We start from the raw sequence: 22,771 nt of genomic DNA, 5'->3' as shown, positions 1-22,771 counted from the left end.
CGTGACCGCAGTCCGACGGCACCGGCCGCTCGGCGGCTTCCCGGCACGGGACAGCACATTTACTTACGTCGCGTTCCTCTTGCTCCGCAGGGCGCGTCGCCGCGCCGTCGGCTGCCCTCTCGCGCCCCGTCCTTTGACCGTCAAGTGACCGATGTGCGGGGTGGGCCCCGGGGCGAAGAGTGAGAGGCGCAGACTTCCTACCACGGAGGGGAACTCCCGTCATGCACCGTGATCAGTCACCACTGCGGGCGCGGTCGACGCCCCGGCATCTGCCTTCGCTCTTCCTGGACCTCGACCAGATGCTCGACGAATTCACCCGGCAGCCCATGCAGGCGGAGTTCCGGTTCGACGCGGACATGCCCGCGGTGATCACCGTCGAGTTCCTGGCGGAGCGAGGACCGAGTCTCAGCTGGCGGATCGGCCGCGAACTGCTGTACCGCGGTCTGACGTCGATGAGCGGGTACGGCGACGTACGCATGTGGCCGACACTGCCCGGCGAGCGCCCCTCGTCCTGGCTGCTCCTGGAATCGCAGGAGGTGGAAGCCCTCTTCGAGTTGCCCACCGGGCCGCTCGCCGAGTGGCTGGAGGCCACCTACCGGATCACCTCGGCCGAGGCCGAGATGGACGGTCTGAACTGGGACGACTTCCTCGTCCAGCTGCTCGACGGTCCGGCAGCGCCGTCCGAGTGAGCACGTCCGGGCCCGGGCGGGGATGACTTGCGCCCCGCTGCGTCACCTGTCAGAGTGGTGACGCACAGGGTTGCCGGACGTCGGCCCGGTGGGCGACACGGTCACACGTGTGCCGCCCCGGACACCCGACCACAACGCTGTGCCGCAGGCCGCACCCGCGGCGGACGTAGGAGGAATGACGTGAAGAGCAGCAACCCGATCTTCTCCCGCTGGGGCGCCGCCCGCGACGCCGCCCCCGCCGACGCGTACATGCGTCACCCGGTGGGCGCCCCGGCCGGAGCCCGGCCGTCGGACGACTACCTGACCAACCCCTACGCCCCGGCCGCCGGCACGGGCCCCGACACCGGCGTACGGACCACGGGGACCGCGGTCACGATGGACGACGTCGTCGTCCGCACCGCGACCACCCTCGGCACCGTGGTGCTGACGGCGGTGCTGTCCTGGCTCCTGCTGCCCGTCGACGAGGCGAACATCGGCCGGTCCTACGGCATCGCGGTGGGCGCCGCCCTCATCGCCTTCGTCCTGTCGATGGTCCAGGCGTTCAAGCGGGCGCCGTCCCCGGCACTGATCCTCGGGTACGCGGCCTTCGAGGGCGTCTTCCTCGGCGTCATCTCCAGCACCACCTCGACGTACATCGCGCCGGGCGTGGTCGTCCAGGCGGTGCTCGGCACCTTCGCCGTGTCCGCGGGCGTCCTCATCGCCTACCGGATGCGCTGGATCCGTGTCGATCAGCGGTTCGCCGGGTTCCTCGCCGCCGCCGCGACCGGGTTCTTCCTGCTGCTCGTCGCCGACCTGCTCTTCTCCGCCTTCGGCGCGGGCGACGGCCTGGGCTTCCACAGCGGCGGCCTCGGCATCGTCTTCGGCGTGATCGGCATCCTGCTCGGCGCGGGCTTCCTCGCTCTGGACTTCCGGCAGGTGGAGGACGCCGTCGCCTACGGCGCCCCCCGCGAGGAGGCGTGGCTGGCCGCCTTCGGTCTCACCACGACCCTGGTGTGGATCTACCTGGAGGTGCTCCAGGTGCTGTCCATCTTCAACAGCGACAACTGAGTTCTCCGACGCCGGAGGGGGCATGCGCATCGCGCATGCCCCCTCCGCGTGTCCGCTCGCGGGCCGGCCGGGCTGAACCCGCGCGGGACGCCGCTCGTTCTCACATCACGACGAGCCGACCCCGCGTCGGGTGCCGTCCGGGCCCGCCCCGGGACAGTGCCGGACCGCCAGAACGAGAGGCATCCATGAGCGCGCACGAGCACTGCCCGTACCAGGACGGCAGGGTGGTCATCGATCAGGCCTTCAAGGCGGACTCCCCCGCGCGGTACGCCCGGCTCCGGCGGCTCGGCCCCATCCACCCGGCCGAGTTCCACCTCGGCCTGAAGGGCTGGGTGATCGTCGGCTACGACCTGGCCCGGGAGGCGCTGACCCATCCCGCCCTGCTCAAGGACGCCACGCCCGCCGCGGAGGCCCTGGCCGCCGCCGGTTACGTCCTCCACCAGCCCTCGGTGGGACTCGGCGCGCAGATGATGGAGGCCGACCCACCCGAGCACACCCGCCTGCGCCGGCTGGCCTCGGACGCCTTCACTCCCCGCCGTACGGCCGAACTGGCACCGCGCATCGAGCGGATCGCCCACGATCTGATCGACGCGATGCCGCCGTCGGGCGAGCTGGACCTCGTCGAGGCCTTCAACGCCCCGCTGCCCGCCACGGTCATCGCCGAGCTCCTCGGCATCCCGCGCCGGCACCACCTGGACTTCCGCCGCTGGTCGGGGCAGGCGCTCCGGGTGGCCTCGCCCGAGCACCGCCCGGCGCTGGCCGCCCTGCACGGGCTGCTGGCCGGCCTGGTCGCGGACAAACGCCGCCGTCCCGAGGACGACCTGCTGTCCGCCCTGGTGGCCGCGCGCGACGAGGAGGACGGCCGGCTCTCCGAGGAGGAACTGGTCGGTACGGCCATGATGCTGGTCGTCGCGGGTCACGAGAGCACGGTGAACCTGCTGGGCAACGCCGTGCTGGCCCTGTTGCGACACCCCGGCCAGCTGCGGCTGTTGCGCGAGCGGCCCGAGCTGGTGCCCGGCGCGGTGGAGGAGTTCCTGCGCTACGACACGTCCGTCGAGCGCTCCACGAGCCGCTACGCCGCGGAGGACCTCGAACTGGGCGGGGTGTCGATCCCCCGGGGCAGCATGGTCGTGGTCGCTCTCGGCTCGGCCGGGCACGACGCCCCGCAGCCGGACGGCGACGACCCCGCCGTTCTCGACGTGACCCGGCCGAACGCCCGCCACCTGGCCTTCGGGCACGGCATCCACTACTGCCTCGGCGCCCCGCTCGCCCGCCTGGAGACGGCCATCGCCCTGCGCACCCTGCTGTCCCGCGTCCCCGAGCTGGAACTGGCCGCACCGCCGGACTCGCTCGACTGGATCGGTTCCGGGATCATCCGCGGCGTGCTGTCCCTTCCGGTGCGCTACCGCGTCGGCTGACGGCCACCACCGGCCACCGGCCACCGGCGAAGGGCCAACGGCGAAGGGTCCCGGCCCGGCGCACGGAAAAGTCCCGGCCCGCGCCACGGGGCGCGGGCCGGGACGACAACCGGTCAGGGGCGGTCAGACCGTCCGGGTGCGCAGCCGACGGGCCTTCCAGCCCAGCAGCAGAGCCTGGAGGATGAACCACACCCCGCCGCCCGTGGCGTAGACGGACAGCACGTCGAGCGAGGGATTGTCGCCCGCCGCCTGGATGTTGTAGAAGAAGCCGACCAGGAAGGACAGTCCGCCCGAGATCAGGGTCGGCCACTGCTTGCCCAGCTCGGGACCGCGCCGCCGCAGCCCGACGACCACCTGGGCGGCACCGGAGACGACGGCCCAGGCACCGAACACATGGAGCACCGGCGCGACGCCGCCGGCCCCGGCGATGCCGACCGCGATGGCTGCCACGGTGCTGAGAGCCCCGTTGAACGCGGTGACCCGGCGCTCGGAACCGTCCGGGGTGGCGCGGTAGTCGATCAGCGAGGAGACCGCGTCGATCAGCGGGTAGACGACCAGCAGGGTGATGGCCACGGCGTCGACGCTGTCATGGGCTCCGGCGAAAGCCAGGGCCCATGCCACGGCGAGCACGCCGCGGCCCAGGTACAGCCTCAGCAGGGAGGAACGTGCTTCCGCCGCCGTCGAGTTCGACGGTGCCGCTGTCTGCGTGCTCATGGGGGTGGGGCCTTTCTCGGGTGTTCAGGTGGTCAGCGGTCGGTCAGTGCCGGGACGGGAGGACGCACCGGAAGCTGGAGGCGACGGCCGGGTCGCCGTGGCCCTCGTACCGGGACACCTGCGGGTAGCTGCACAGGTTGCGGGTGACGGTCTTGCCGTCGGCGTTGACCAGGGTGGCGGGCAGCGTCTTGGGGGCCTTGCCCTGCTCGACCCAGGTGCGCAGCGCGCCGAGGTCGTCGGTCGTGGCACCGCTGCCGTTGTTGAGACCGCAGTGCGCCGTGCCCGGGGCGAGGAAGAGACGGTAGAAGTCGTCGACCCGCTTGGCGCCGCCCAGCTCCTGCTCGACCTGCTTGCGGTACTTCACCGTGCCCTGGGTGGGGATGTACTGGTCGGCCTGGCCGTGCCAGCTCAGCAGCTTGCCGCCGGACCTGCGGAAGGCGGACAGGTCCGGGTCGTCGGTGCCGATGACCTTGTCGTACTCGGCCTCGGACTGCTTGAACAGCCGCGTGAAGTCGCTGTAGGTGATCTTCGCGAGGTCGAAGGTCGGCTGCTTCTCCAGCCAGGTCTGGACCCAGGCGGCGGGCACCGGGAAGGGGGCGCCCTTGACGTTGCCGTTCGCGTCCGGCGGGGTGAGGCCGGCCAGGGCCGACAGGTCGGCCCCGATCGGGACGCCGGACCACAGCTTCTTGCCCGACGCGGTGCGCGGGCCGTCCCAGATCTTGCGGACCACGGCCGCGTCGGCCGCCGTGATGGTCAGTTCCTCGCCGTTGCACACCACCTTGGTGCCGATCAGCCGGCGCGGGTCGAAGTCGCACCGGGACGGGTCGTTGACCAGGCCGTCCTTGACGCCGTCGAGCGGGTCACAAGCCTTGACGGCGGCGTCGGTGAAGGCCTTGAACTCGCAGGACGTCGGGTAGGTCTTCTCGTTGTTCATGACCACCTGCGGCCACAGGGTGGCGACCTCGAACTCGTCCCAGTTGATGGCGGGCGCGTTGGCGAGGATGCCGTCGTAGTCGCCCGGGTAGCGCTGGGCCTCCATGTAGCCCTGGCGTCCGCCGGTGGAGCAGCCGTTGAAGTACGCGTAGGAGGCGGGCCTGCTGTAGAAGCCGTCGATGACGTCCTTCGCGACGACCGCGGCCTCGTGCTCGGAGCGGCTGGCGAAGTTCTTCAGCAGCGTCGTGTCGACCTTGCCCGCGCTGGTCAGCGCCCAGCCGGTGTCGATGTAGGTGCCGACGCCGGCGTCGGTGGTCGCGGCGGCGTAACCGTTCTTGACCGCGGCGGCCAGGCTCGCGCCGTAGTCGCCGGCGGCGTAGGCCGAGCCGCCGACCGTCTGGAGGCGGCCGTTCCACCCCTTCTGCGGGAGCCAGACGTGCACCTTGGCGTGGTCACCCTGACCCGGGTGGGTCAGGGTCACCGTCACGTCGCAGAACGCCGGTACGTCGGGGATCTGCGCCCCGGGCAGCGGGGGGACCGGGGGCACGTCCACGGTGCCCGCCGCGTGGCCGACCACGGTCACGCTCTCCACCTTGGTACCGGCGGGGGCCTTCACGGGCAGCGAGCGGCAGCCGAGCGACGTGGAGGCGGTGTTCTCCGGCGCCGCCGACGCGGTCGGCACCCACAGTGCCGCGGCCAGCGGCACACCGGCCGCGAGGACAGTCAGAAGTGTGCGTCTCATTGGTTTCCATCCCGGAAGTAGATGTGGCGCTGACCGCGGTGACACAGGCGCACGGCACATGAGGTGAACGAGGTCGGCGGGCCCCCCGCGGGCGGTGTCCGCACGCGTGCCTCCGCGACCTCGGTATGCGACCCGAGACGGCTCGGGTCGCCGAAGACTGAGCCAGACACTATCACCGGTCTAACCGGTGATGGAAGGGGTGGGGTCACATATCTCGGTGACACATGTGAACCGCGGCGGGTGACGCGGTCCCCTCGGCCTGTGGTCACACTCTGGCCCGGGCACCCGCGACACGACAACAGTCAGTTGACGGTCCCCGGCCACGGCTACGGGCGGGGCTGCCGTGAACGGGCTGTTAGGTCATTCGACGCTCTGCCGGGCCGCCGCCGCGACCCCGGGGATCTCCATCTCCAGCCAGACCGTCTTTCCCCGGCCGCTCGGAGAGGTGTTCCATGTGTGTGCCAACGCGTCGACCAGGTACAGACCGCGGCCGTGTTCCGCCCGCGCGCTGCCCTCGTCGGTGAGCGAGTAGGCGGTGGGCACGGGCGGGTCGCTGTCCGAGTCCCGCACCTCGAGACGGACCCGGTCGCGCGACGCCCGCAGCCGCAGGTCCACATCGCTGCCCGCGTGGATGAGCGCGTTGGTCACGAGTTCCGAGGCGATGAGTTCGAGGTCGTCCGACAGATCGGCCAGACCCCAGTCGCCCAGGCACCCGCGCACGAACCCGCGGGCCGCCCTGACCGCCCGCAGGTCCCGCCGGTGGATGTGGAAACGAGCGGTCCGGGGCGCCGCGGAATCGTCCGCTCCCTCGTAGCGGGCCAGCAGCAGGGCGGCGTCGTCGCGCCGGCCGGGTGCGTCCGTCAGCAGGCGGTCCGCCAGGATCTCCAGATCGGCGCCCGCTCCGCGGCCTTCGGCGGCCAGGCGTGCGACGACGTCGTCGCGATCCGGTTCGTGCACTCCGTCCGAGTAGAGCGCGAGCACGGTTCCGGGCGGGAGGGTGTGCTCCTGGGAGCGGTAGGGGGTGCGCCCGTGCAGTCCGAGCGGCACGTTGGCCGGTGCCCACAGCGGGCGGACAGTGCCGTCGGACAGCCGGGCGAGCGGCGCCGGATGCCCGGCCAGCGCCACCTCGGCCACCCCTGTCCCGGTGTCCACGGCCACCACACAGCAGGTGGCGAGCAGCTCGGTGCCCAGCCGGGACAGCAGTTGGTCGGTGCGTTCGAGCAGCGCGGCCGGCCCGTGGCCCTCGGTGGCGTAGGCGGCCACCGAGGTGCGCAACTGGCCCATGACGGCGGCGCTCTCCAGCGTGTGGCCCTCGACGTCCCCGAGGACGAGCATCACGCGGTCGTCCGGCATGGTGATCACGTCGTACCAGTCCCCGCCCGCCTCGCTCGCGGCCTGGGCCGGCCGGTAGCGGGCCGTGGTGGGCAGGCGGGGCGCCTCGGGCAGGACGGCGGGCAGCAGCCGCCGCTGCATGCCCTCGGCGAGCACGTGACGCGCGGCGCTCAGCTGGATGCGCTGAACCGCCGCGCCCAGCAGCCCGGCCATCATGGTCAGCACGGCCCGCTCCTCGGGCGGGAACGTCCGCGGCCCGTCGAACGACAGGCAGCAGACCCCGACGATCGGGGCGGCTCCGGCCATCGGCAGGTCGACCACGTGCCGGCTGCCGACGAGCGGCAGGTAGGCGGCGGCGTGCCGCCCGTCGCCGCCGTCGCGCGGCACACCGCTCGACGGGTCCCCGGGCTCGGCGTCCAGGTCGCGGCCCGCGGACGGTGGGCGGGAGGAACCATGGACGAACAGCGCGCGGCCCCGCATCGCCCGCGCGGCGGGTGTGTCCGCGAGCAGAGCGCTGCCGTGCAGCTCGGACACCAGGTCCCCGGAGTCCCCGCTGTGGCCCAGGACCCACAGCCGGCCCTCGGCCGCCGAGGTCAGTGCCAGCGCTCGGGCGCGCATCGGCGCCATGACGCAGAACTCCGCCGTCCCGACGACGTGTTCCATGGTGGTCGCCCGGTTCAGCAGGTCCGTCAGCCGCTGGAGGGCGTACAGCAGGGTCATCCCCGCGGAGCCGGGCACACCCGGCACACCCCGGACGACGGCCTGCTCCCCGGCCACGGCCGACGGTTCGGTGCCGAACACCGGCACCAGCACGGGCAGGCACCCGGGCGCGATCGTGGCGCCGCGGGCGTGGAGCCCGGCCAGCAGGACGGCCAGCCGGTCACCGATCCGGGTGAGCCCCCGGCAGTCCGCCTCGGTGTAGTCACCGCTGTCCTCGGTGCGCAGCACGGTCAGCGAACCGAAACGATGCCCTTCCGCCTCCAGAGGGACCGAGGCGACGGTGTAGGGGTAGGCCAGCGCCCCGCGCTCCGGTTCGGCGAGCGGATCCGGTTCGGCCAGGAGCGCCACACTCTGCCCGGCCAGGGCGCGCGCGGAGGCGTAGGGCGAGTCCAGCTTCATCCGGCCGGGGAGCGTCAGCACGGACGGCGGGCTGCCGCCGATCACGGCGGCGCGCAGTTCGCCGCCGTCGGGGGCCAGCAGGTACACGGCCGCCGCGACGGCCTCCAGACGGTGAGCGGCCTGGTGGACGGCACGGTGCAGCACCGCCGTCAGCTCGTCGCCGAGCACTCCGGCGGACTCACGTCGCCGGCCGTCCGGGGACCCGGCGTCAGGAGCGCTACGGTCGTCCATGAGCCCTTCCGGCCAGGCCTGCCCCTCCTCGGGGGACATGTCACACCTTGTCCGCTTCCTCGGTTTCACCGGTCACGGTACCCATCCCCTCCTCCTTCAGCCACCGGGAGTGGTACCGCTCCGCCCAGGACCGGCTGACATACCCGGTACGCATCCCGAGTCTCGCCTCCGGATCCTCGAACGCCCGGCGCATGTGTCCGAGGAGGACGAAGGTGATGGCCCAGGCCAGGAGGTCGTGGACGAAGATCGCGCTGGTACGGGAGATCAAGGGCAGCAGCCCCATGAACCACATCAGCAGACCGGTGAACATCATCACCAGCACGGCCCCGGCGATCCAGCCCGCGTAGAGCTTCTGGCCCGCGTTGAACTTGCCGGCCGGACGCGCCTCGGGCCACGTCCGGCGCTTGCGCACGGCCCGCAGCCACTGCCGGTCGTACACCGCGAACCGGTTCAGCCTGCGCAGGTCCGCGCGGAAATCGGCGGAGAGGAGCCCGAGCAGGAAGGGCAGCGGCAGCGAGATGCCCGACCACTCGTGCAGCGTGACCATCAGGTGGCGCCGCCCGACGAGCTGGGCCAGCGGCCCCAGGTACAGGCAGGCGGCGGTGACCAGGCACACGAGCATCAGGTAGCCGGTGGTCCGGTGGACCATGCGCTCCGCGGTGCTGAACCGGCGCAGACGGCCGGACGGTTCAGGCGGCGTCGCTGTGCCGGTCCGCGTCGTCGAGCCAGCCGTCGACCGCATAACCGCGTTCCTCCCAGTAGCCGGGAACGACCTTGTCGGTGACCGAGATGCCGGACAGCCACTTGGCCGACTTGTAGAAGTACATGGGGGCCACGTAGAGGCGGACCGGTCCGCCGTGCTCGTGGGTGATGGGTTTGTCCTGCATGTTCAGCGCCACCAGAACGTCCGAGCGGCGGGCCTGTTCCAGGGTGAGGCTCTCGGAGTAGGCGCCGTCGAAGCAGGTGAAGCGGACCGCCGCACCCGGGGAGCGCACCCCCGCGGCGTCCAGGATGTCCGCCAGCTTCACCCCTTCGAAGGGTGTCTTGTCCACACGCCATCCGTCCGTGCACAGCACGTCGTGGACGACCCGGGTCTGCGGCATCGCGCGCAGCTCGTCGAGCGTGTAGGTCTTCGGCTTGTCGACCAGACCGCCGACCTTGAGCGCGTAGTTCGTCGCGTCCTTGTGCGGCACCGAGCCGACGACGCTGTAGTACCGGAAACCGCCCGGATTGGGCAGCAGACCGGTCAGGCCCGTGGCGTCGACCTGGGAGGCCGCACCGAGGAAGCCCTCCCAGCCGCGCTGGAGGTAGGGCGCGGCGGCGAGGCCGGCGGCGCCGGCGCCGAGCATGCCCAGCATCGCCCGCCGTCCCACCGCTGCGCCCTCGGCCCTCCGCTTCGGCTTTCCTGCCATGGTCAGTGTGCTCCTTAGAGGTGGCGACGATCCCGGCGAGGTGCGACCGGGTGGGCAGGCGCCGGTTCGGGCCAGCCCACACGTGTGAACACCGTCGGCTGCTTGCGACACCGTCACCTATTCAACTGGTGACGATGGTGACACGACCGTCCACGCACTGTCAACCAAAGGGCACATATGTATGAACCTTCGCCTCCACGAACGCCGGGACGCCCACCTGTTACACTGGGGTGGAGCTTGGACCGTGTGAATCGAGGAGTCGCAGACGTGGTGGGTGAAGACGACATCTCCGGGTGAGATCCGGACCTGACGGCCACCGGCCGGTGCTTCAGGAGCGCCGCCGACGTGGTCCGTCCAGTCGTACCCATTTCTTCCATGTCTTCCCAGGGCAGAAGTCCATGCTCTGCCCTCAGTACCTTCGAGGTCGCCTTCATGTCCGACGCCGCCGTCGTCTGCTCGAACCTGTCCTTCGCCTGGCCCGACGACACCCCGGTCTTCCACGACCTGTCCTTCACCGTGACCACCGGCCGCACCGGCCTGGTCGCCCCCAACGGCTCCGGCAAGAGCACCCTGCTCAAGCTGATCGCCGGGGAGCTCAAGCCCGCCACCGGCTCGGTGTCGGTGGCCGGCACGCTGGGCTACCTCCCGCAGAGCCTTCCCCTGACCGGCAATCTCACCGTCGCCGAGGTGCTCGGCGTCGCCGCGGTGATCCGCGCCATCGACGCCGTCGAGTCCGGGGACGTGAGCGAGGAGCACTTCACCACCATCGGCGACGACTGGGACATCGAGGAGCGCACCCGCGCCCAGCTCGACCGCCTGGGCCTCGCCGACCTCACGCTGGACCGCAGCCTGAGCACGCTCAGCGGCGGCCAGGTCGTCTCCCTGGGGCTCGCCGCCCAGTTGCTCAAGCGCCCCGACGTGCTGCTGCTCGACGAGCCGACCAACAACCTCGACCTGGAGGCCCGGCGCAAGCTCTACGACGTGCTCGGGGACTTCAACGGCTGTCTGCTGCTCGTCAGCCACGACCGCGCGCTGCTCGACCGCATGGAGCGCATCGCCGAACTCGGCAGCGACGAACTGCGCTTCTACGGCGGCAACTTCACCGAGTACGAGGAGGCCGTGCGCGCCGAGCAGGAGGTCGCCGAGAAGAACGTGCGCAACGCCGAGGCGGAGCTGAAGCGGGAGAAGCGGGAGATGCAGCAGGCCCGCGAGCGCGCCGAGCGCCGCGCGAGCAACGCCGCCAAGAACCTCAAGAACGCCGGTCTGCCGAAGATCTTCGCCGGCAACATGAAGCGCGGCGCGCAGGAGGCCGCGGGCAAGGCCGGCACGATGCACGCCTCCCGGGTCAGCGAGGCCAAGGCCCGCCTCGACGAGGCCGGACGCGCGCTGCGCGACGAGCAGCGCCTCACCCTGGAACTGCCCGACACCCAGGTGCCCGCCGGACGCAACCTCTTCCTCGGCGAGGGCATGCAGGTCCACCACGCGGGCAAGGCCGTGTTCGCCGACGGAGGCGTCGACCTGACCATCCGCGGTCCCGAGCGCATCGCGCTGACCGGCCCCAACGGCGCGGGCAAGACCACGCTGCTGCGGCTGATCACGGGCGATCTCGCCCCGGACGGCGGGGAGATCAAGCGCAACGACGGCCGTATCGCCTACCTCTCGCAGCGCCTGGACCTGCTGGACCTGGACCGTACCGTGGCGGAGAACTTCGCCGCCTTCGCCCCGGAGCGGGCCGAGGCGGAGCGGATGAACCTGCTCGCCCGCTTCCTCTTCCGCGGCGCCCGGGCCCACCTGCCGGTAGGCGTCCTGTCCGGCGGTGAGCGGCTGCGCGCCACCCTGGCCTGTGTGCTGTGCGCCGAACCGGCCCCCCACCTGCTCCTGCTCGACGAGCCGACCAACAACCTGGACCTGGTCAGCGCGGGCCAGCTGGAGAGCGCGCTCAACTCCTACCAGGGCGCGTTCATGGTGGTCAGCCACGACGAGCGGTTCCTCGCCGAGATCGGCGTGAACCGCTGGCTGCGGCTGGCCGACGGGGCGCTCAAGGAGACCGGGGCCCCGACGGTGTGAGCCGCCGGCGTGTGCAGTGGCCCGCGTCCGAGGCCCCGTGCCCCGCGGGCCGACCACCGATCACGTTGGACGGTTCCCTGTGCCTCAACCCGCTCTGCTCGCCCGCGACATCGTCCGCGGTCTCGGTGGCCGTCGCGTCCTCGACGGTGTCTCCCTGACCGCCTCTCCCGGCCACCGCATCGGCCTGATCGGGGAGAACGGCGTCGGCAAGTCCACCCTGCTGCGGGTGCTGGCCGGCGTGGACGAACCCGACGCGGGGAGTGTCACACGCCCCGCCGACCTCGGCTTCCTGCATCAGGAGATGCCCTTCGACGCCGGCTCGACCATCGCCGCGGTGCTCGACGAGGCACTGCGCGAGGCCCGCGAGGACCTCGCGGAGCTCGACCGGCTCGGCGAGGAGCTGGCCCGTGTGCCGGAGGACGATCCCGGCCACGCCGAACTCCTCGACACCTACGGCAGGCGGCTGGAACAGGCCCAGGACCGTGAGGCCTGGGACGCCGACCGCCGCGCGGCGCTGGCGCTGGACGGGCTGGGCCTCGGCACGCTCGGGCACGAGCGCACGCTCGGCTCGCTGTCCGGCGGGCAGCGCGGCCGGCTGGCCCTGGCCGCGCTGCTCGTGCGCAGGCCGTCCGCGCTGTTGCTGGACGAGCCGACCAACCACCTCGACGACACCGCGGCCGCGTTCCTCGAGGAGCAGGTCCGCCGCCTGCCCGGAACCGTGGTCGTCGCCAGCCACGACCGGGCCTTCCTCGACGCGGTCTGCACCGACCTGATCGACCTCGACCCGGCGGTGGACGGCCCGGTCCGCTACGGCGGCAACTACAGCGCCTACCTGGACGAGAAGCGCGCCGAGCGGGAGCGCTGGGAACGGCGGTACGCCGAGGAGCAGGAGGAACTGGAGGAACTGCGCGAGTCGGCGGGCGTGACCGCGCACCGGGTCGCCCCCGACCGGGGGCGCGTCGACAACGAGAAGATGGGCTACGGCCACCGGGCGGGCCGGGTGCAGAACTCGATCTCCCGCCGGGTGCGCAACGCCACCCGGCGGCTGGAGGAACTGGAGCGCACCCAGGTCGCCGAGCCGCCCCGGCCGCTCCGATTCGCGGCCGGGGAACTGGCCGCCCGCGCGGAGGAGGGCCCCCAGCCGCTGGTGTCCCTGCGGGACGTACGGGTGCCCGGCCGGCTCGCGCTGGACGCCCTGGAGGTGTCGGCGACCGACCGGCTGCTGGTCACCGGTGGCAACGGGGCGGGCAAGTCGACACTGCTCGCCGTGCTCGCCGGACGTCTGCCGGCCGAGGGCGAGGTGCGCAGGCGGCGCCGGCTCACGGTCGGGCTGCTCACCCAGGACACCGTCTTCGACCGGCCCGAGCGTACGGTCCGCGACACCTACGAGCTGACGCTGGGCCCGGCGCGGGCCGAGAAGGTGCCGCTGGGCTCGCTCGGTCTCCTGCACGAGGCGGACCTGGACAAACCCGTCGGCCGGCTGTCCGTGGGGCAGCGCCGGCGGCTCGCGCTGGCCCTCCTGGTGGCCCGCCCGCCCCAACTGCTGCTGCTCGACGAGCCCACCAACCACCTGTCCCCCACCCTGTGCGACGAGCTGGAGGCCGCACTCGGCACCGGGCCCGGCGCGATCGTCCTCGCCAGCCACGACCGCTGGCTGCGGCGCCGGTGGCAGGGCCGCGAGATCCGGCTGGAGCCGGGAAGCGGACAGCAGCAGGACACGGTGACGGCCCGCTCCCGGACCTGAACCGGCCGCACGACGCCGGGGGCGAGGGCGGGGGCGCCACGCCAGCGGCGGGCCCGGGGGCGCCGGACGGATGCGGGCGCGCCAGACCGGGGGCGGGCCTCCACGTTCGCTGCTCTGCCGGTCACCGCCCCAGTCCACAATGCCTGACGCCCCACGCCGACCCGGCTGAAGCCGGCAAGCGGACAGCGGCAGGACACGGCGACGGCCCGTTCCCGGACCTGAACCGGCCGCACGACGCCGGGGGCGGGGGCGCCACGCCAGCGGTGAGGCCGGGGGCGCCAGACCGGGTGCGGGCCTCCCCGCCCGCTGCGATGCCGGTCACCGCCCCAGTCCGCAATGCCTCACGCCCCACGCCTACCCGGCTGGAGCCGGGAAGCGGACAGCGCGAGGACACGGCGACGGCCCGTTCCGGGACCTGAACCGGACGCGCGACGCGGGGCGGGGGCGGGGGCGCCACGCCAGCGGCGGGCCCGGGCGCCACACGGATACGGGCGCGCCAGACCAAGCGCGGGCCTACACCCCCGCTGCGATGCCGGTCACCGCCCCAGTCCGCAATGCCTGACGCCCCACTCCGGGTCCCCCCTGAGCCCACCCCGAGTGTCCTGTCCGGGTGCCCCCTGACGCCGATCCCGGTGCCCTGTGACCGTGATTCAGAGGCTGTACCCTCATCGCGCCCCGTCCGAGCGGCACCGCCCGGAACGGTGACACTTCTTGCGCTTCGGGACAGTCACCTGTCAAGATGGTGATGTGAACCTTGACCATGTCTTCGTATGCGGGCACCCGGCCCTCGACTTCGCGGCCACTCTCCGTGCCCGGCGCTCGACCCGGTTCGAGATGTTCGTGACACCGGAGCGGCTGAACGCCTGGTATCTGGAGTCCGGACTCGTGGACACGATCACGCCGGGCGACGAGGAAGACGTCCGGGAGGCGACCACCGTGCGCGAGGCCATCTACCGCCTCGTCACCAACCGCCGTCTCGGTGAGGAGTTCGACCGCGAGGCACTTGCCGTGGTCAACGGCGCCGCGCGCAAGACCCCGGTGACGCCGCAGCTCACCATGGCCGGGCGGCACAACGAGGCGACCCCCGGGCAAGCCCTGGCGACCGTCGCGCGGCAGGCCGTCGAACTGCTCAGCGGCCCGGACGTCCCCCTGATGAAGGAGTGCGGCAACCCGGAGTGCACGCGGATCTACATCGACCGCTCCCGGGGCATGCGGCGCCAGTGGTGCGGCATGGAGTCCTGCGGCAACAAGATCAAGGCCGCCGCCTACCGCGCGCGGAAGAAGACCGCGCCCGTCATGCCCGTGCGATGACCCACTGACCCGGGGGTACGCCCGGACCCGGCGGACGCGGGATCACTCGACCGCGAGGCCCTTGAGCGTCCTGCGGAATCTGCTCACCAGCATCCCCCGGGTCCAGCGCACAGACGGCGGGAGACCCGCGTACACCTGTTCCCGGCCGGGAAGGGGCTCGGGGTACTCCAGGAGCCCGAGGACCAGATGCGGCCCGCCGCGCGGGACGGATTCGGCGAGCGCCTTGCGGAGCCCTACGACGTCCTCGTCCGGGGCGATGGGGATCAGCCCCCTGAACAGCGGCTCCTCCACGCCGAGGCGCCTGGCCAACAGATCCTGTACCCGGTGCGAGGCGAGCGTCCCCTCCCGCATCGCGTGCCCCCAGCTCACCGACCCGCCGACCCGGCGCTCCTCGGCGATCCGCCCGATCACGCTCTCCAGCGCGTCGAGCGTCTCGACCAACGCGTCGGCGTCCTCCGCGAGTTGGCCCAGTCGGCGGACCCTCATGGGGAACCGCTCGCGCAGCACCGGCCAGATCCGTTCTTCCTTGCCCTGGTGAAGTCCGCGCGCGAAGTCGACGAACCACCGCACGGTCGTCACCAGCGTCTTCGTGTCGACGGCCGCACCGCCCGCCAGCCGCGTGAAGGACCCGGCGACGAGCTCGGCCGCCCGGGTCGCGATGCCGTGCACGGCACACAGTTCCTCGAAGAGCCGGGTGCCTTCCTTGGCCGGCACCTGTGTGGCGGACATCCGTACACCTTTCTTACCGTTTCCGTGCCGCGAGGCGAGGAGGGCGACCCTGCGGACCGGCAGCGGACAGCCGCTCGGGGCGGACCGAGGATCGCTTCCGACCGGTGAGCGTCTCCGATCGAACCAAGAGAGAGCCGGCCCTCGGGTACGCGCGCCACCTACACACCTGTGCGGGTGAGTGCATACGGATCATCAGACCGGCTGATCACGGAACGTACCACAGAGACACGTGTCAGAAGATCCTGTGGAGAAGAAGTGTTTCAGGTACGCGACACACAGCGCCACGGCCGAGATCCCGTCGCCGGGAAACCCACCCGCTCAGAGCCTTCCGGATGACGGTGGCCGTCTCGCGTAACGCATGTGGGCGATGTCCGCCAGACGGCCCTCGGGTGCGGGGCGACGGCTGTCCCGGTGAAGAGCCGCACGGCTGCCCGGCCCGGAGGACCAGAAGCAGCGCCGCGAACCGGAGCCGGCCGTGACGGACGCCCTGATCGGCCTGATCCAAGCACAGAGCGGGCACGCCAGGGGCGACGAACCACCGCCGAGACACCCGCCGACGGGTCCGCCCCCGCCGGCCCCACGGTGATGGAACGGGTCCGCGAGACCGGGCCGCGGCGGGTGCCCGGTGCCTCCCGGCAGGTGGTCCGTCAGTTGCTCGCCGAGTCCATCCGCCACGGGACCACTCCGCGCTCGCAATCCTGACAACAGGCGTAACGAACGGGCACACCCTGTGGTGCACCAGGTGTGCGCACTGGCGGCCCTGAGGGGGGACTCGGGCCGCCAGTGCGTGGACGGTCATCCGACCATCGAGGGGATGGTCAGCCCCCCAGCAGGGCCGTCCCCGGTCCCACCGTCCGCGTGTCCGACGGCGGAACCTCCAACTGAAGAACGCACCCGGGGGCCGAGAAGGTTCAGCGAACATCCGCCCCCGTCGTCCTGGAGGCATCCTCACAGGTACAGGGCGCGATGGCTGCGGTAGGCGAACGTGTCACCGGAGCTGAGGATGGTCACGATGTCCTCGCAGTAGCGCCGGTACTCCGTCTCCTCCTCGGCCGGCAGGGTCACGGAGCCGGCCCGGCCCTGGCGCATGACCTGCTGCAGGGTGCCCAGGAGCCGCTGAGGAGGCGGAAGCAGCAAGACCTCCATGACGCGCCGGAAGACGTCGACGAGGGTGTCCTTCCGTTCGGGCCGGTCGGCGTCCGCTTCGGTGTCCGCCTCGTCCGGCACCGCACGCCGGGTCCTGCCGGCCGCGGCGAACAGGTCGAGGCAGGCCGTCAGGTGTCCGAGGTCGGCCGCGGTCACCTCGATCGGGTAGAGACTCGTCAGCTGTGCGCCGCCCGCGCCGTAGAGGGTGTACCCGGCCGGCTCGCCCGGAGCATGCCCGTCGTACGTGTCCGTGGCGGGTTCGGAGGCGTCCGTGACCGGTGCGGACGTGTCCGTGGCGGGTACGGAGGTGTCCGTGGCGTGCCACTGGGACCACAGCGGCAGTTTCAGCAGCACCTGCACCCAGCTGTCGTAGGCATCGGCGATGATCCGCTCGTCGTCGGAGTCAAGGCCCGCGCTGTGGAGCAGGTAGAGCTGGCGGAGAAGCGGCTCTTCGAGGCTCTGGAACTTCGCGAAGAACACGGGGTCGTCGGGGACCAGAACGTACAAGGGGGCTCCTCCTCTCACCGGCGTGACGACGCGTGAAGGCAAGCCGTCGGCCGGACTGCCGTCCCGGAGCCGCAGGCCCCGCGGGCGAGTCCGTCGCCCGGTCGGGACCACCGCGCGGCCCGGCTGCGCCCCACCCGCGGGCGCCCGGACCGACCGGTCGGCGGAGCGGGCGCCCGTAGCAGCCGCCCAGGCGATCGAAGCCCGTCATGAGAACGAACGGTGCGGGCTTCCGCAAGGTTCACCTGCCGTCCTCGCGCCGTCGGCGTTCCGACGCCCTCGGCGTCCGGTGAAGAGCCGTCCTGACCCTCCGTGGCCGGCCGCCGGACCGGTGACGTCCTCATGTCGTTCTCCGCCCGCACCGCCCACACGTGGACGCGTGTACACGTGTCGAGGTGACCGAGGTGATGTGCCGCCCGCTCGGAACCTCCGACTGTCACCTCGACATGATCCACCATGCCGGGGGGATCCACACCTCCGCGGACGCCGCCCAGTGCCCTTTCCCTTCATTCGTCACCCCCTTGACCGGTGACGATCTGGCGGGCATGATGAAACCTGTCCCATTCGACATGCTGGCGAGGTGTACATGCCGGTCATACACACCCAAGGTCCGGTCGCGCGCGTCGAGCGCCCTCGGCCGTCGGGCCGGCGCGCGCACTCCCACCGTCATGTGACGCACCGAAGACCCGGACGGCGCTGGAACGGCAAGTCGACAGACTGATACGCCGACGGTCACCGACTGCCATGCTTACCCTGTGATTTCCTGTCGCCCCGGCGCGGACAGGCTGTCCGGGCAGTACGGCCTGTAGTAGAGTCGGGCGCCTATGCGGACTGCCGAGTCCACTTGCGGGCGGTCGACACGTCGACAGTGGTGGGTTCCGGACACGCCCGTTCCGTGCACCCCTTCCACTGCCCGTTCCTCCGGGGTGCCCTCACATGTCTGACATCCCCTCAGGCATGCCGGGAAGTACCCCCGCGGCGGACGGCCTCGTCCCGGACCGGAGCGGCGGCCCCATAGGACGGGCGACCAACGGCACGAAGTGAGATTGGCGAGGCCAGCGGCGAGATGGACGCGACAGTGCGCTACTCAATCCTCGGCACCGTGCGGGCATTGCGTGGTGACACCGAGATCGACCTGGGTCCCCCGAAAAGACTGGCCCTGCTCGCCCTTCTGCTGCTGCGCGCCCCCGGCCCGCTCACGGTGGACGAAGCCGTGGACATCCTCTGGGACGACGAGCCGCCGGCCAGCGCCGTCAATGTGGTGCACCGGCACATCGGCGCGCTGCGCAGAACGCTCGAACCCGAACTCCGCAGCAGGACGCACGCGGCACACCTGGTGCGCGCCGCCGACGGATACCGCCTGCTGGTCGACACCTCGACCTCTGACCTGCTGCACTTCCGCGACCTGCGCGCACAGGCACAGCTCGCGCTCAGGGGCGGCGGGCCGGCACAGGCCGCACAGGACTTCATGGCAGCGCTGCGGCTGTGGCGCGGTCCGGCCGTCGCCGCCGGCACCCACGTGGCCCGGCACCCGGTGTTCACATCGGTGGGGCACGAGTTCGTCGCGACGGTGAAGGAGGCGGCCGACGCCGTCCTCACGGCGGCGCCCGAACTGACCGAAGAAGTACTGACGATGCTGCGCCGCGCCGTGGAGTGCCACCCATTCGACGAGGCCCTGCACTGCCGGATCATCGCCGCGCTGGCCGCCAGCGGTCGGCAGGCCGCGGCCCTGGAGCAGTTCGAGAGCATCCGCCGGGGGCTGGCCGAGGAACTGGGCGTCGAACCCGGGCCCGAACTGCGCGCCGCCCAGCAGCACCTGCTCCAGCGCCGGATCGCCGCCGGTACGGACCACCCGGCACCGCGGCCCGTGGGTGCCGGCAGGCCGGCCCAGTTGCCCGCGGACTGCCTGTCCTTCGCCGGCCGTGAGCGGGCACTGGGCCAGTGCCTGGAGCTGCTTCCGCTGGAGGGTGAGAGCCGGCCGCCCACGATGACCGCGGCCATCTGCGGCATGGCGGGTGTCGGCAAGACGACACTGGCCGTGCACTGGGGCCACCGGGTGGCCGACCACTTCCCCGACGGTCAGATCTACGTGGACCTACAGGGTCACCACCCGTCCCTGTCCCCCCTGGAAACAGGCGCGGCCATCGCCGAGGTGCTCGACGCGCTGGGCGTGGAGAGCAACCAGTCGTACCCGAGTGCCGCCGCCCTCGGCTCCGCCTACCGCAGTGCCCTGGCCGGGCGCCGGCTGCTGCTCGTCCTGGACGACGCGGTGGACTGCGAACAGGTACGGCCGCTCCTGCCCGCCACACCGGGATGCCTCGCGATCGTCACCAGCCGGCGCCGGCTGGAGGGCCTCGCCGTCACCGACAACGCGCGGATCATCACACTCGACCCCATGACCCGGCAGGAGGGCCTCGAACTGCTCGACCGGCGGCTGGGCACGGACCGGATCCGTGCCGAGCGCGCCGCCGCGGAGGAACTGGTGGAACTGTGCGGCGGGCTGCCGCTGGCACTGGCCGTCGCCGGCGCCCGTGCCCTGACGCAACCGCAGTTCCCGCTGGCATCGCTCACGGCCAGGCTGCACGACACGGCCGACAGCCTCGACGCCCTGTCCGGCAGGGACGCCCGCACGAACACCCGCGACGCCTTCCACCGCTCCTACGACGCCCTCAGCAGCAGCGCCGCGAGACTGTTCCGGCTGCTCGGCCTGCACCCCTCGCGGGACATCGCCCTGCCGGCCGCCGCCAGCCTGGCCGGCACCGATCTGCGCAGGACCCGGCAGGACGTGGCCGAGCTGATGGACCACCACCTGCTGGTCGAGCTGGTCGCCGGGCGGTACACCTGTCACGAACTGCTGCGCACCTACGCCGCGGAACTCGGCTCGCTCCTGGATTCGCCCAGTGCCCGTTCGGAAGCGGTCGCCCGGATGGTCGAGCACTATCTGTACAGCGCCGAGGCCGCCACAGCACTGCTGGCACCGCACCGCAGCACCGTGATCCTGCCGCCGCCGCGGCCGGGTGTCCGTCCCCAGCACTTCGACGGACGCTCGGACGCCGCCGAGTGGATCGTCGCCGAGCAGTACCTGCTGCCCGAACTGGCACGCTCGCTCGGGCACCACCCGAGCGGCGAGACCTTCCGGCGACAACTGACCTCGGCACTGGAGATGTGCGTCAGGAACCAGTAGAGGTCGTCGTCGGCGACAGGGGGTGGTCCGCGCCGCGACGGTCACGGTGGAGACGTCCATGGCGGAGATGAACCGAGCGGTCAGGACCACGCCCCGGGCGCTGTGATCACATGGGTGCAGGGGTCACACGTGCGTCGCCGCTCAGGGCGAACTCCTCGGCCACCAGCGAGTAGGAGAGCCTGCGGGCCGGGAAGTCGTGGATCATCGACGTCAGCATCAGCTCGTCGGCGCCGGTGCGCCGCTGCAGGTCGGTCAGACCCGCGCGGACCGCCTCCGGCGTCCCGTGGACGACGGTACTCAGCAGGAGGTCCGTGATCCGGCGCTCCTCGGCGGTGTACGGGTGCTCCGCCGCCGTCTGCGCGGAGGGCAGCCGGGTCTGCCTCCCCTGCCGGGCGAGTGCCAGCATCAGCGCACCCGACCGGGCCAGGGACAGAGCCTCCGGCTCGGATTCGGCACAGACGACGTTGGCGGAGACCATCAGGTACGGCGCGTGAAGCGTCTTCGAGGGGCGGAACTCCTCGCGGTACGTCTCGACGGCCTTCGGAACCTGAGCCGCGTTGATGTGGTAGGCGGCGACGAAGGGCAGCCCGAGCCGTGCGGCCACCATCGCCCCCGTCGTCCCCGAGCCGAGCACCCACACCGGCAGGCCGGGCGCTGCGGGCACCACGTGCACATGGTCGCGGGTGTACGGGTGGTCCTCCGGGAACTCGGTCTTCAAGAAGCCCAGGACTTCGTCCAGCTGCTCCCGGAAGGCGTCCGGCCCGGGGTCCTCATCACCGCGGCGCAGCGCCTGGGCGACGCTGGGAAGGCCGCCCGGGTTGCGGCCGAGCCCCAGATCGATGCGCCCGGGGTGCAGGGCGTTGAGTACGCCGAACTGTTCGGCCACCACGAGTGGCGCGTGGTTGGTCAGCATCACTCCGCCCGAGCCGAGCCTGATGCCACTGGTCACGCCGGCGAGGTGGGCCAGCAGTACCGCGGGGGCCGGGCTCGCCGAGGCGGGGAAGCTGTGGTGCTCGGCGACCCAGAAACGGCGGTAGCCCCGGCGCTCGGCCTCCTGCGCCAGTGCGACGGTGTGGGCCAGCGCCTCGGCGGCGCTGTCGCCCTCTCCCACCACCGAGAGGTCGAGGACCGAGAGCGGAGCCGGGGCGCTTCCGTGTGGCCCGGCGGCCGCCACCGCGGTGTCGGCCACGGCTGTGGTCGAGGCCGCCGGGGGTGTTCCGGTGCGAGCCCCGCCCGGTGTCGCCGTGTCTTCCATGTGCCGCTCTCCCTGCCGAGACGCTTAACCGGACCTATGGGTCCACATATCTCGGCCAGAGTAGACGGACCGCTGGGTCCGGTCAAACCCCGGAAGGGCTCAGAGGTACGTGTGAGCGGTGCCTCGGGTCGGGCCACGGAGCGAAGACAACGATGTCTAGGCCGCCTCGGGTCGGACGACGGCGCGCAGCTTGCGCAGCGCGTTGTGCTGGCGGCTCTTGACCGTGCCCGCCGGAACCCCGAGGATGCCGGCGGTTTCCTGAATGGTGCGGTCACACAGGTAGATGTGGACCAGCACGGCTCGGTGTTCCGGAGACAGCCGGCGCAGCAGCGGCCTGACCACCATGGCATCGTGCACCGCCTCGGTGCCCTCGGTACCCGATACGGGGTCGTTGTAGGTGTCTCCGATGACTTCCCTTCGGGCGTGGGGCTTGCGCACCCAGTCGATGACCAGATGCCGGGTCACGGTGAAGAGCCAGCCGCGGACCGATCCCTCCATCCCGAGCAGACGGTCGATGTTCCGCCAGGCCCGGATGATGGCCTCCTGGACGATGTCCTCGGCCAGTCCGTGGTCACCCAGCATCTTCTCGGCGTAAGAGACAAGACCGTCCCGGTGTTCCCTCATGATCGTGCCGAGCAGGTCGGACCGGGACATAGCCGTGAGGGGCGTAGCCATAGTGTTCTGAACCATCCTGGTTCTCTTTTGTGCGGCGACCGGGGGCCGGATGTAACCCCCGCATTCGCACTGTAGGCATCGGCAAGTGCCAGAAAACTGCTGCATTTGTGTCGCCGCAGTGCCGCGCCCCCGTCAGACCGGAACATATGAGCGCACGATGTCCGGGGCGGTCCGCAGAACCCCTTCTCACCAGGTGGTTTTCTGCTCCGCACGGTATTTCCCGCTCTTAACAGAATCCAAACATGTACGAGCGGTGAGTTGTATGTCACGTACGTCAAGCCGCCTTGACCTGCCGCACGCCGCGGTGCCCAAGGTAAACACATGTGCTCGTCGTGGGGCAATCGGGTGGAGAGTGTGGGGGCTTGGTCGCACCGGCCACAGGTGTGACAGTGTCTGCTCGACACCCGATGCGCGCGGCACGGTGCCACCGGTGCCGGCAGCGCCGGTCTGTCCCGCGTGTTTCTGCGATGCACTGCGCCGGCCGGGCCCGGACCCGTCGGCCGCTGTCGGCGCACTGCG

The 22,771-nt window shown here is 71.7% G+C and carries 16 protein-coding genes; 7 read left to right on the top strand and 9 right to left on the bottom strand.

From position 1 onward, the window contains the following. The first annotated feature begins 221 nt into the window (after positions 1-221). From OO52_RS40875 to OO52_RS40865, 3 genes are all read left to right on the top strand, one after another. Positions 222-689 (top strand): SsgA family sporulation/cell division regulator, encoded by a 468-nt coding sequence (locus tag OO52_RS40875; protein ID WP_030656522.1) that lies wholly within the window; start codon positions 222-224, stop codon positions 687-689. A 180-nt stretch (positions 690-869) separates the two neighbouring features. Continuing rightward, positions 870-1,736 (top strand): Bax inhibitor-1/YccA family protein, encoded by an 867-nt coding sequence (locus OO52_RS40870; protein ID WP_030656520.1) that lies wholly within the window; start codon positions 870-872, stop codon positions 1,734-1,736. A 185-nt stretch (positions 1,737-1,921) separates the two neighbouring features. Then, positions 1,922-3,154: a cytochrome P450 family protein gene (locus OO52_RS40865; RefSeq protein WP_030656518.1), complete on the top strand. Its 1,233-nt coding sequence runs from the start codon at positions 1,922-1,924 to the stop codon at positions 3,152-3,154. Between the two features lie 123 nt (positions 3,155-3,277). On the opposite strand, the gene OO52_RS40860 is transcribed toward OO52_RS40865, so the two are convergent. From OO52_RS40860 to OO52_RS40840, 5 genes are all read right to left on the bottom strand, one after another. After that, positions 3,278-3,868 carry a DUF308 domain-containing protein gene (locus tag OO52_RS40860; protein ID WP_030656514.1) on the bottom strand — a complete coding sequence of 197 codons (591 nt, stop codon included), beginning with the start codon at positions 3,866-3,868 and terminating at the stop codon, positions 3,278-3,280. 43 nt (positions 3,869-3,911) lie between these two features. Further along, positions 3,912-5,543 carry a DUF6351 family protein gene (locus OO52_RS40855; protein WP_030656512.1) on the bottom strand — a complete coding sequence of 544 codons (1,632 nt, stop codon included), beginning with the start codon at positions 5,541-5,543 and terminating at the stop codon, positions 3,912-3,914. Between the two features lie 360 nt (positions 5,544-5,903). Continuing rightward, complete coding sequence (locus OO52_RS40850; protein ID WP_030656510.1) at positions 5,904-8,264, bottom strand: ATP-binding SpoIIE family protein phosphatase; 2,361 nt, start codon at positions 8,262-8,264, stop codon at positions 5,904-5,906. A 1-nt stretch (position 8,265) separates the two neighbouring features. Then, entirely contained in the window at positions 8,266-8,967 is a 702-nt protein-coding gene (locus OO52_RS40845) for a cytochrome b/b6 domain-containing protein (protein WP_030656508.1), read from the bottom strand. Continuing rightward, on the bottom strand, positions 8,915-9,637 hold the full coding sequence (locus OO52_RS40840) for a molybdopterin-dependent oxidoreductase (protein WP_030656506.1): 723 nt from the start codon (positions 9,635-9,637) through the stop codon (positions 8,915-8,917). Before OO52_RS40840 ends, OO52_RS40845 begins: the two co-directional genes overlap by 53 nt. Positions 9,638-10,069: 432 nt before the next feature. Here OO52_RS40840 and abc-f point away from each other — a divergent pair, with 432 nt between their 5' ends. The 3 genes from abc-f (at position 10,070) to OO52_RS40825 (ending at position 14,759) form a co-directional block, all read left to right on the top strand. Continuing rightward, the gene (gene abc-f, locus OO52_RS40835; RefSeq protein ID WP_030656504.1) at positions 10,070-11,704 is read left to right on the top strand and encodes a ribosomal protection-like ABC-F family protein; all 1,635 of its coding nucleotides are present in this window, start codon (positions 10,070-10,072) and stop codon (positions 11,702-11,704) included. A gap of 79 nt (positions 11,705-11,783) precedes the next feature. After that, entirely contained in the window at positions 11,784-13,448 is a 1,665-nt protein-coding gene (locus tag OO52_RS40830) for an ABC-F family ATP-binding cassette domain-containing protein (RefSeq protein WP_030656502.1), read from the top strand. 747 nt (positions 13,449-14,195) lie between these two features. After that, positions 14,196-14,759 carry a CGNR zinc finger domain-containing protein gene (locus OO52_RS40825; protein WP_030656500.1) on the top strand — a complete coding sequence of 188 codons (564 nt, stop codon included), beginning with the start codon at positions 14,196-14,198 and terminating at the stop codon, positions 14,757-14,759. 42 nt (positions 14,760-14,801) lie between these two features. Here OO52_RS40825 and OO52_RS40820 read toward each other — a convergent pair whose 3' ends face one another. After that, positions 14,802-15,488 (bottom strand): hypothetical protein, encoded by a 687-nt coding sequence (locus OO52_RS40820; RefSeq protein WP_030656498.1) that lies wholly within the window; start codon positions 15,486-15,488, stop codon positions 14,802-14,804. 948 nt (positions 15,489-16,436) lie between these two features. Next, on the bottom strand, positions 16,437-17,141 hold the full coding sequence (locus OO52_RS40815) for a hypothetical protein (protein WP_030656496.1): 705 nt from the start codon (positions 17,139-17,141) through the stop codon (positions 16,437-16,439). Positions 17,142-18,240: 1,099 nt separating this feature from the next. Between OO52_RS40815 and OO52_RS40805 the strand changes: the two genes are divergently transcribed. Next, the gene (locus tag OO52_RS40805; RefSeq protein ID WP_234339936.1) at positions 18,241-20,322 is read left to right on the top strand and encodes an AfsR/SARP family transcriptional regulator; all 2,082 of its coding nucleotides are present in this window, start codon (positions 18,241-18,243) and stop codon (positions 20,320-20,322) included. 106 nt (positions 20,323-20,428) lie between these two features. Here OO52_RS40805 and OO52_RS40800 read toward each other — a convergent pair whose 3' ends face one another. Both OO52_RS40800 and OO52_RS40795 read right to left on the bottom strand, forming a co-directional pair. Then, positions 20,429-21,577, bottom strand: a complete 1,149-nt coding sequence (locus OO52_RS40800; RefSeq protein ID WP_078877433.1) for an LLM class flavin-dependent oxidoreductase — start codon at positions 21,575-21,577, stop codon at positions 20,429-20,431. A gap of 156 nt (positions 21,578-21,733) precedes the next feature. Continuing rightward, entirely contained in the window at positions 21,734-22,231 is a 498-nt protein-coding gene (locus OO52_RS40795) for a sigma-70 family RNA polymerase sigma factor (RefSeq protein ID WP_030656486.1), read from the bottom strand. Between the last annotated feature and the right edge of the window lie 540 nt (positions 22,232-22,771).

This window comes from Streptomyces flaveolus, assembly GCF_000716535.1.
Classification (GTDB): domain Bacteria; phylum Actinomycetota; class Actinomycetes; order Streptomycetales; family Streptomycetaceae; genus Streptomyces; species Streptomyces flaveolus_A.
The sequence above is the reverse complement of the archived record's forward strand: the minus strand, read 5'-3'. Positions and strand labels throughout refer to the sequence as shown.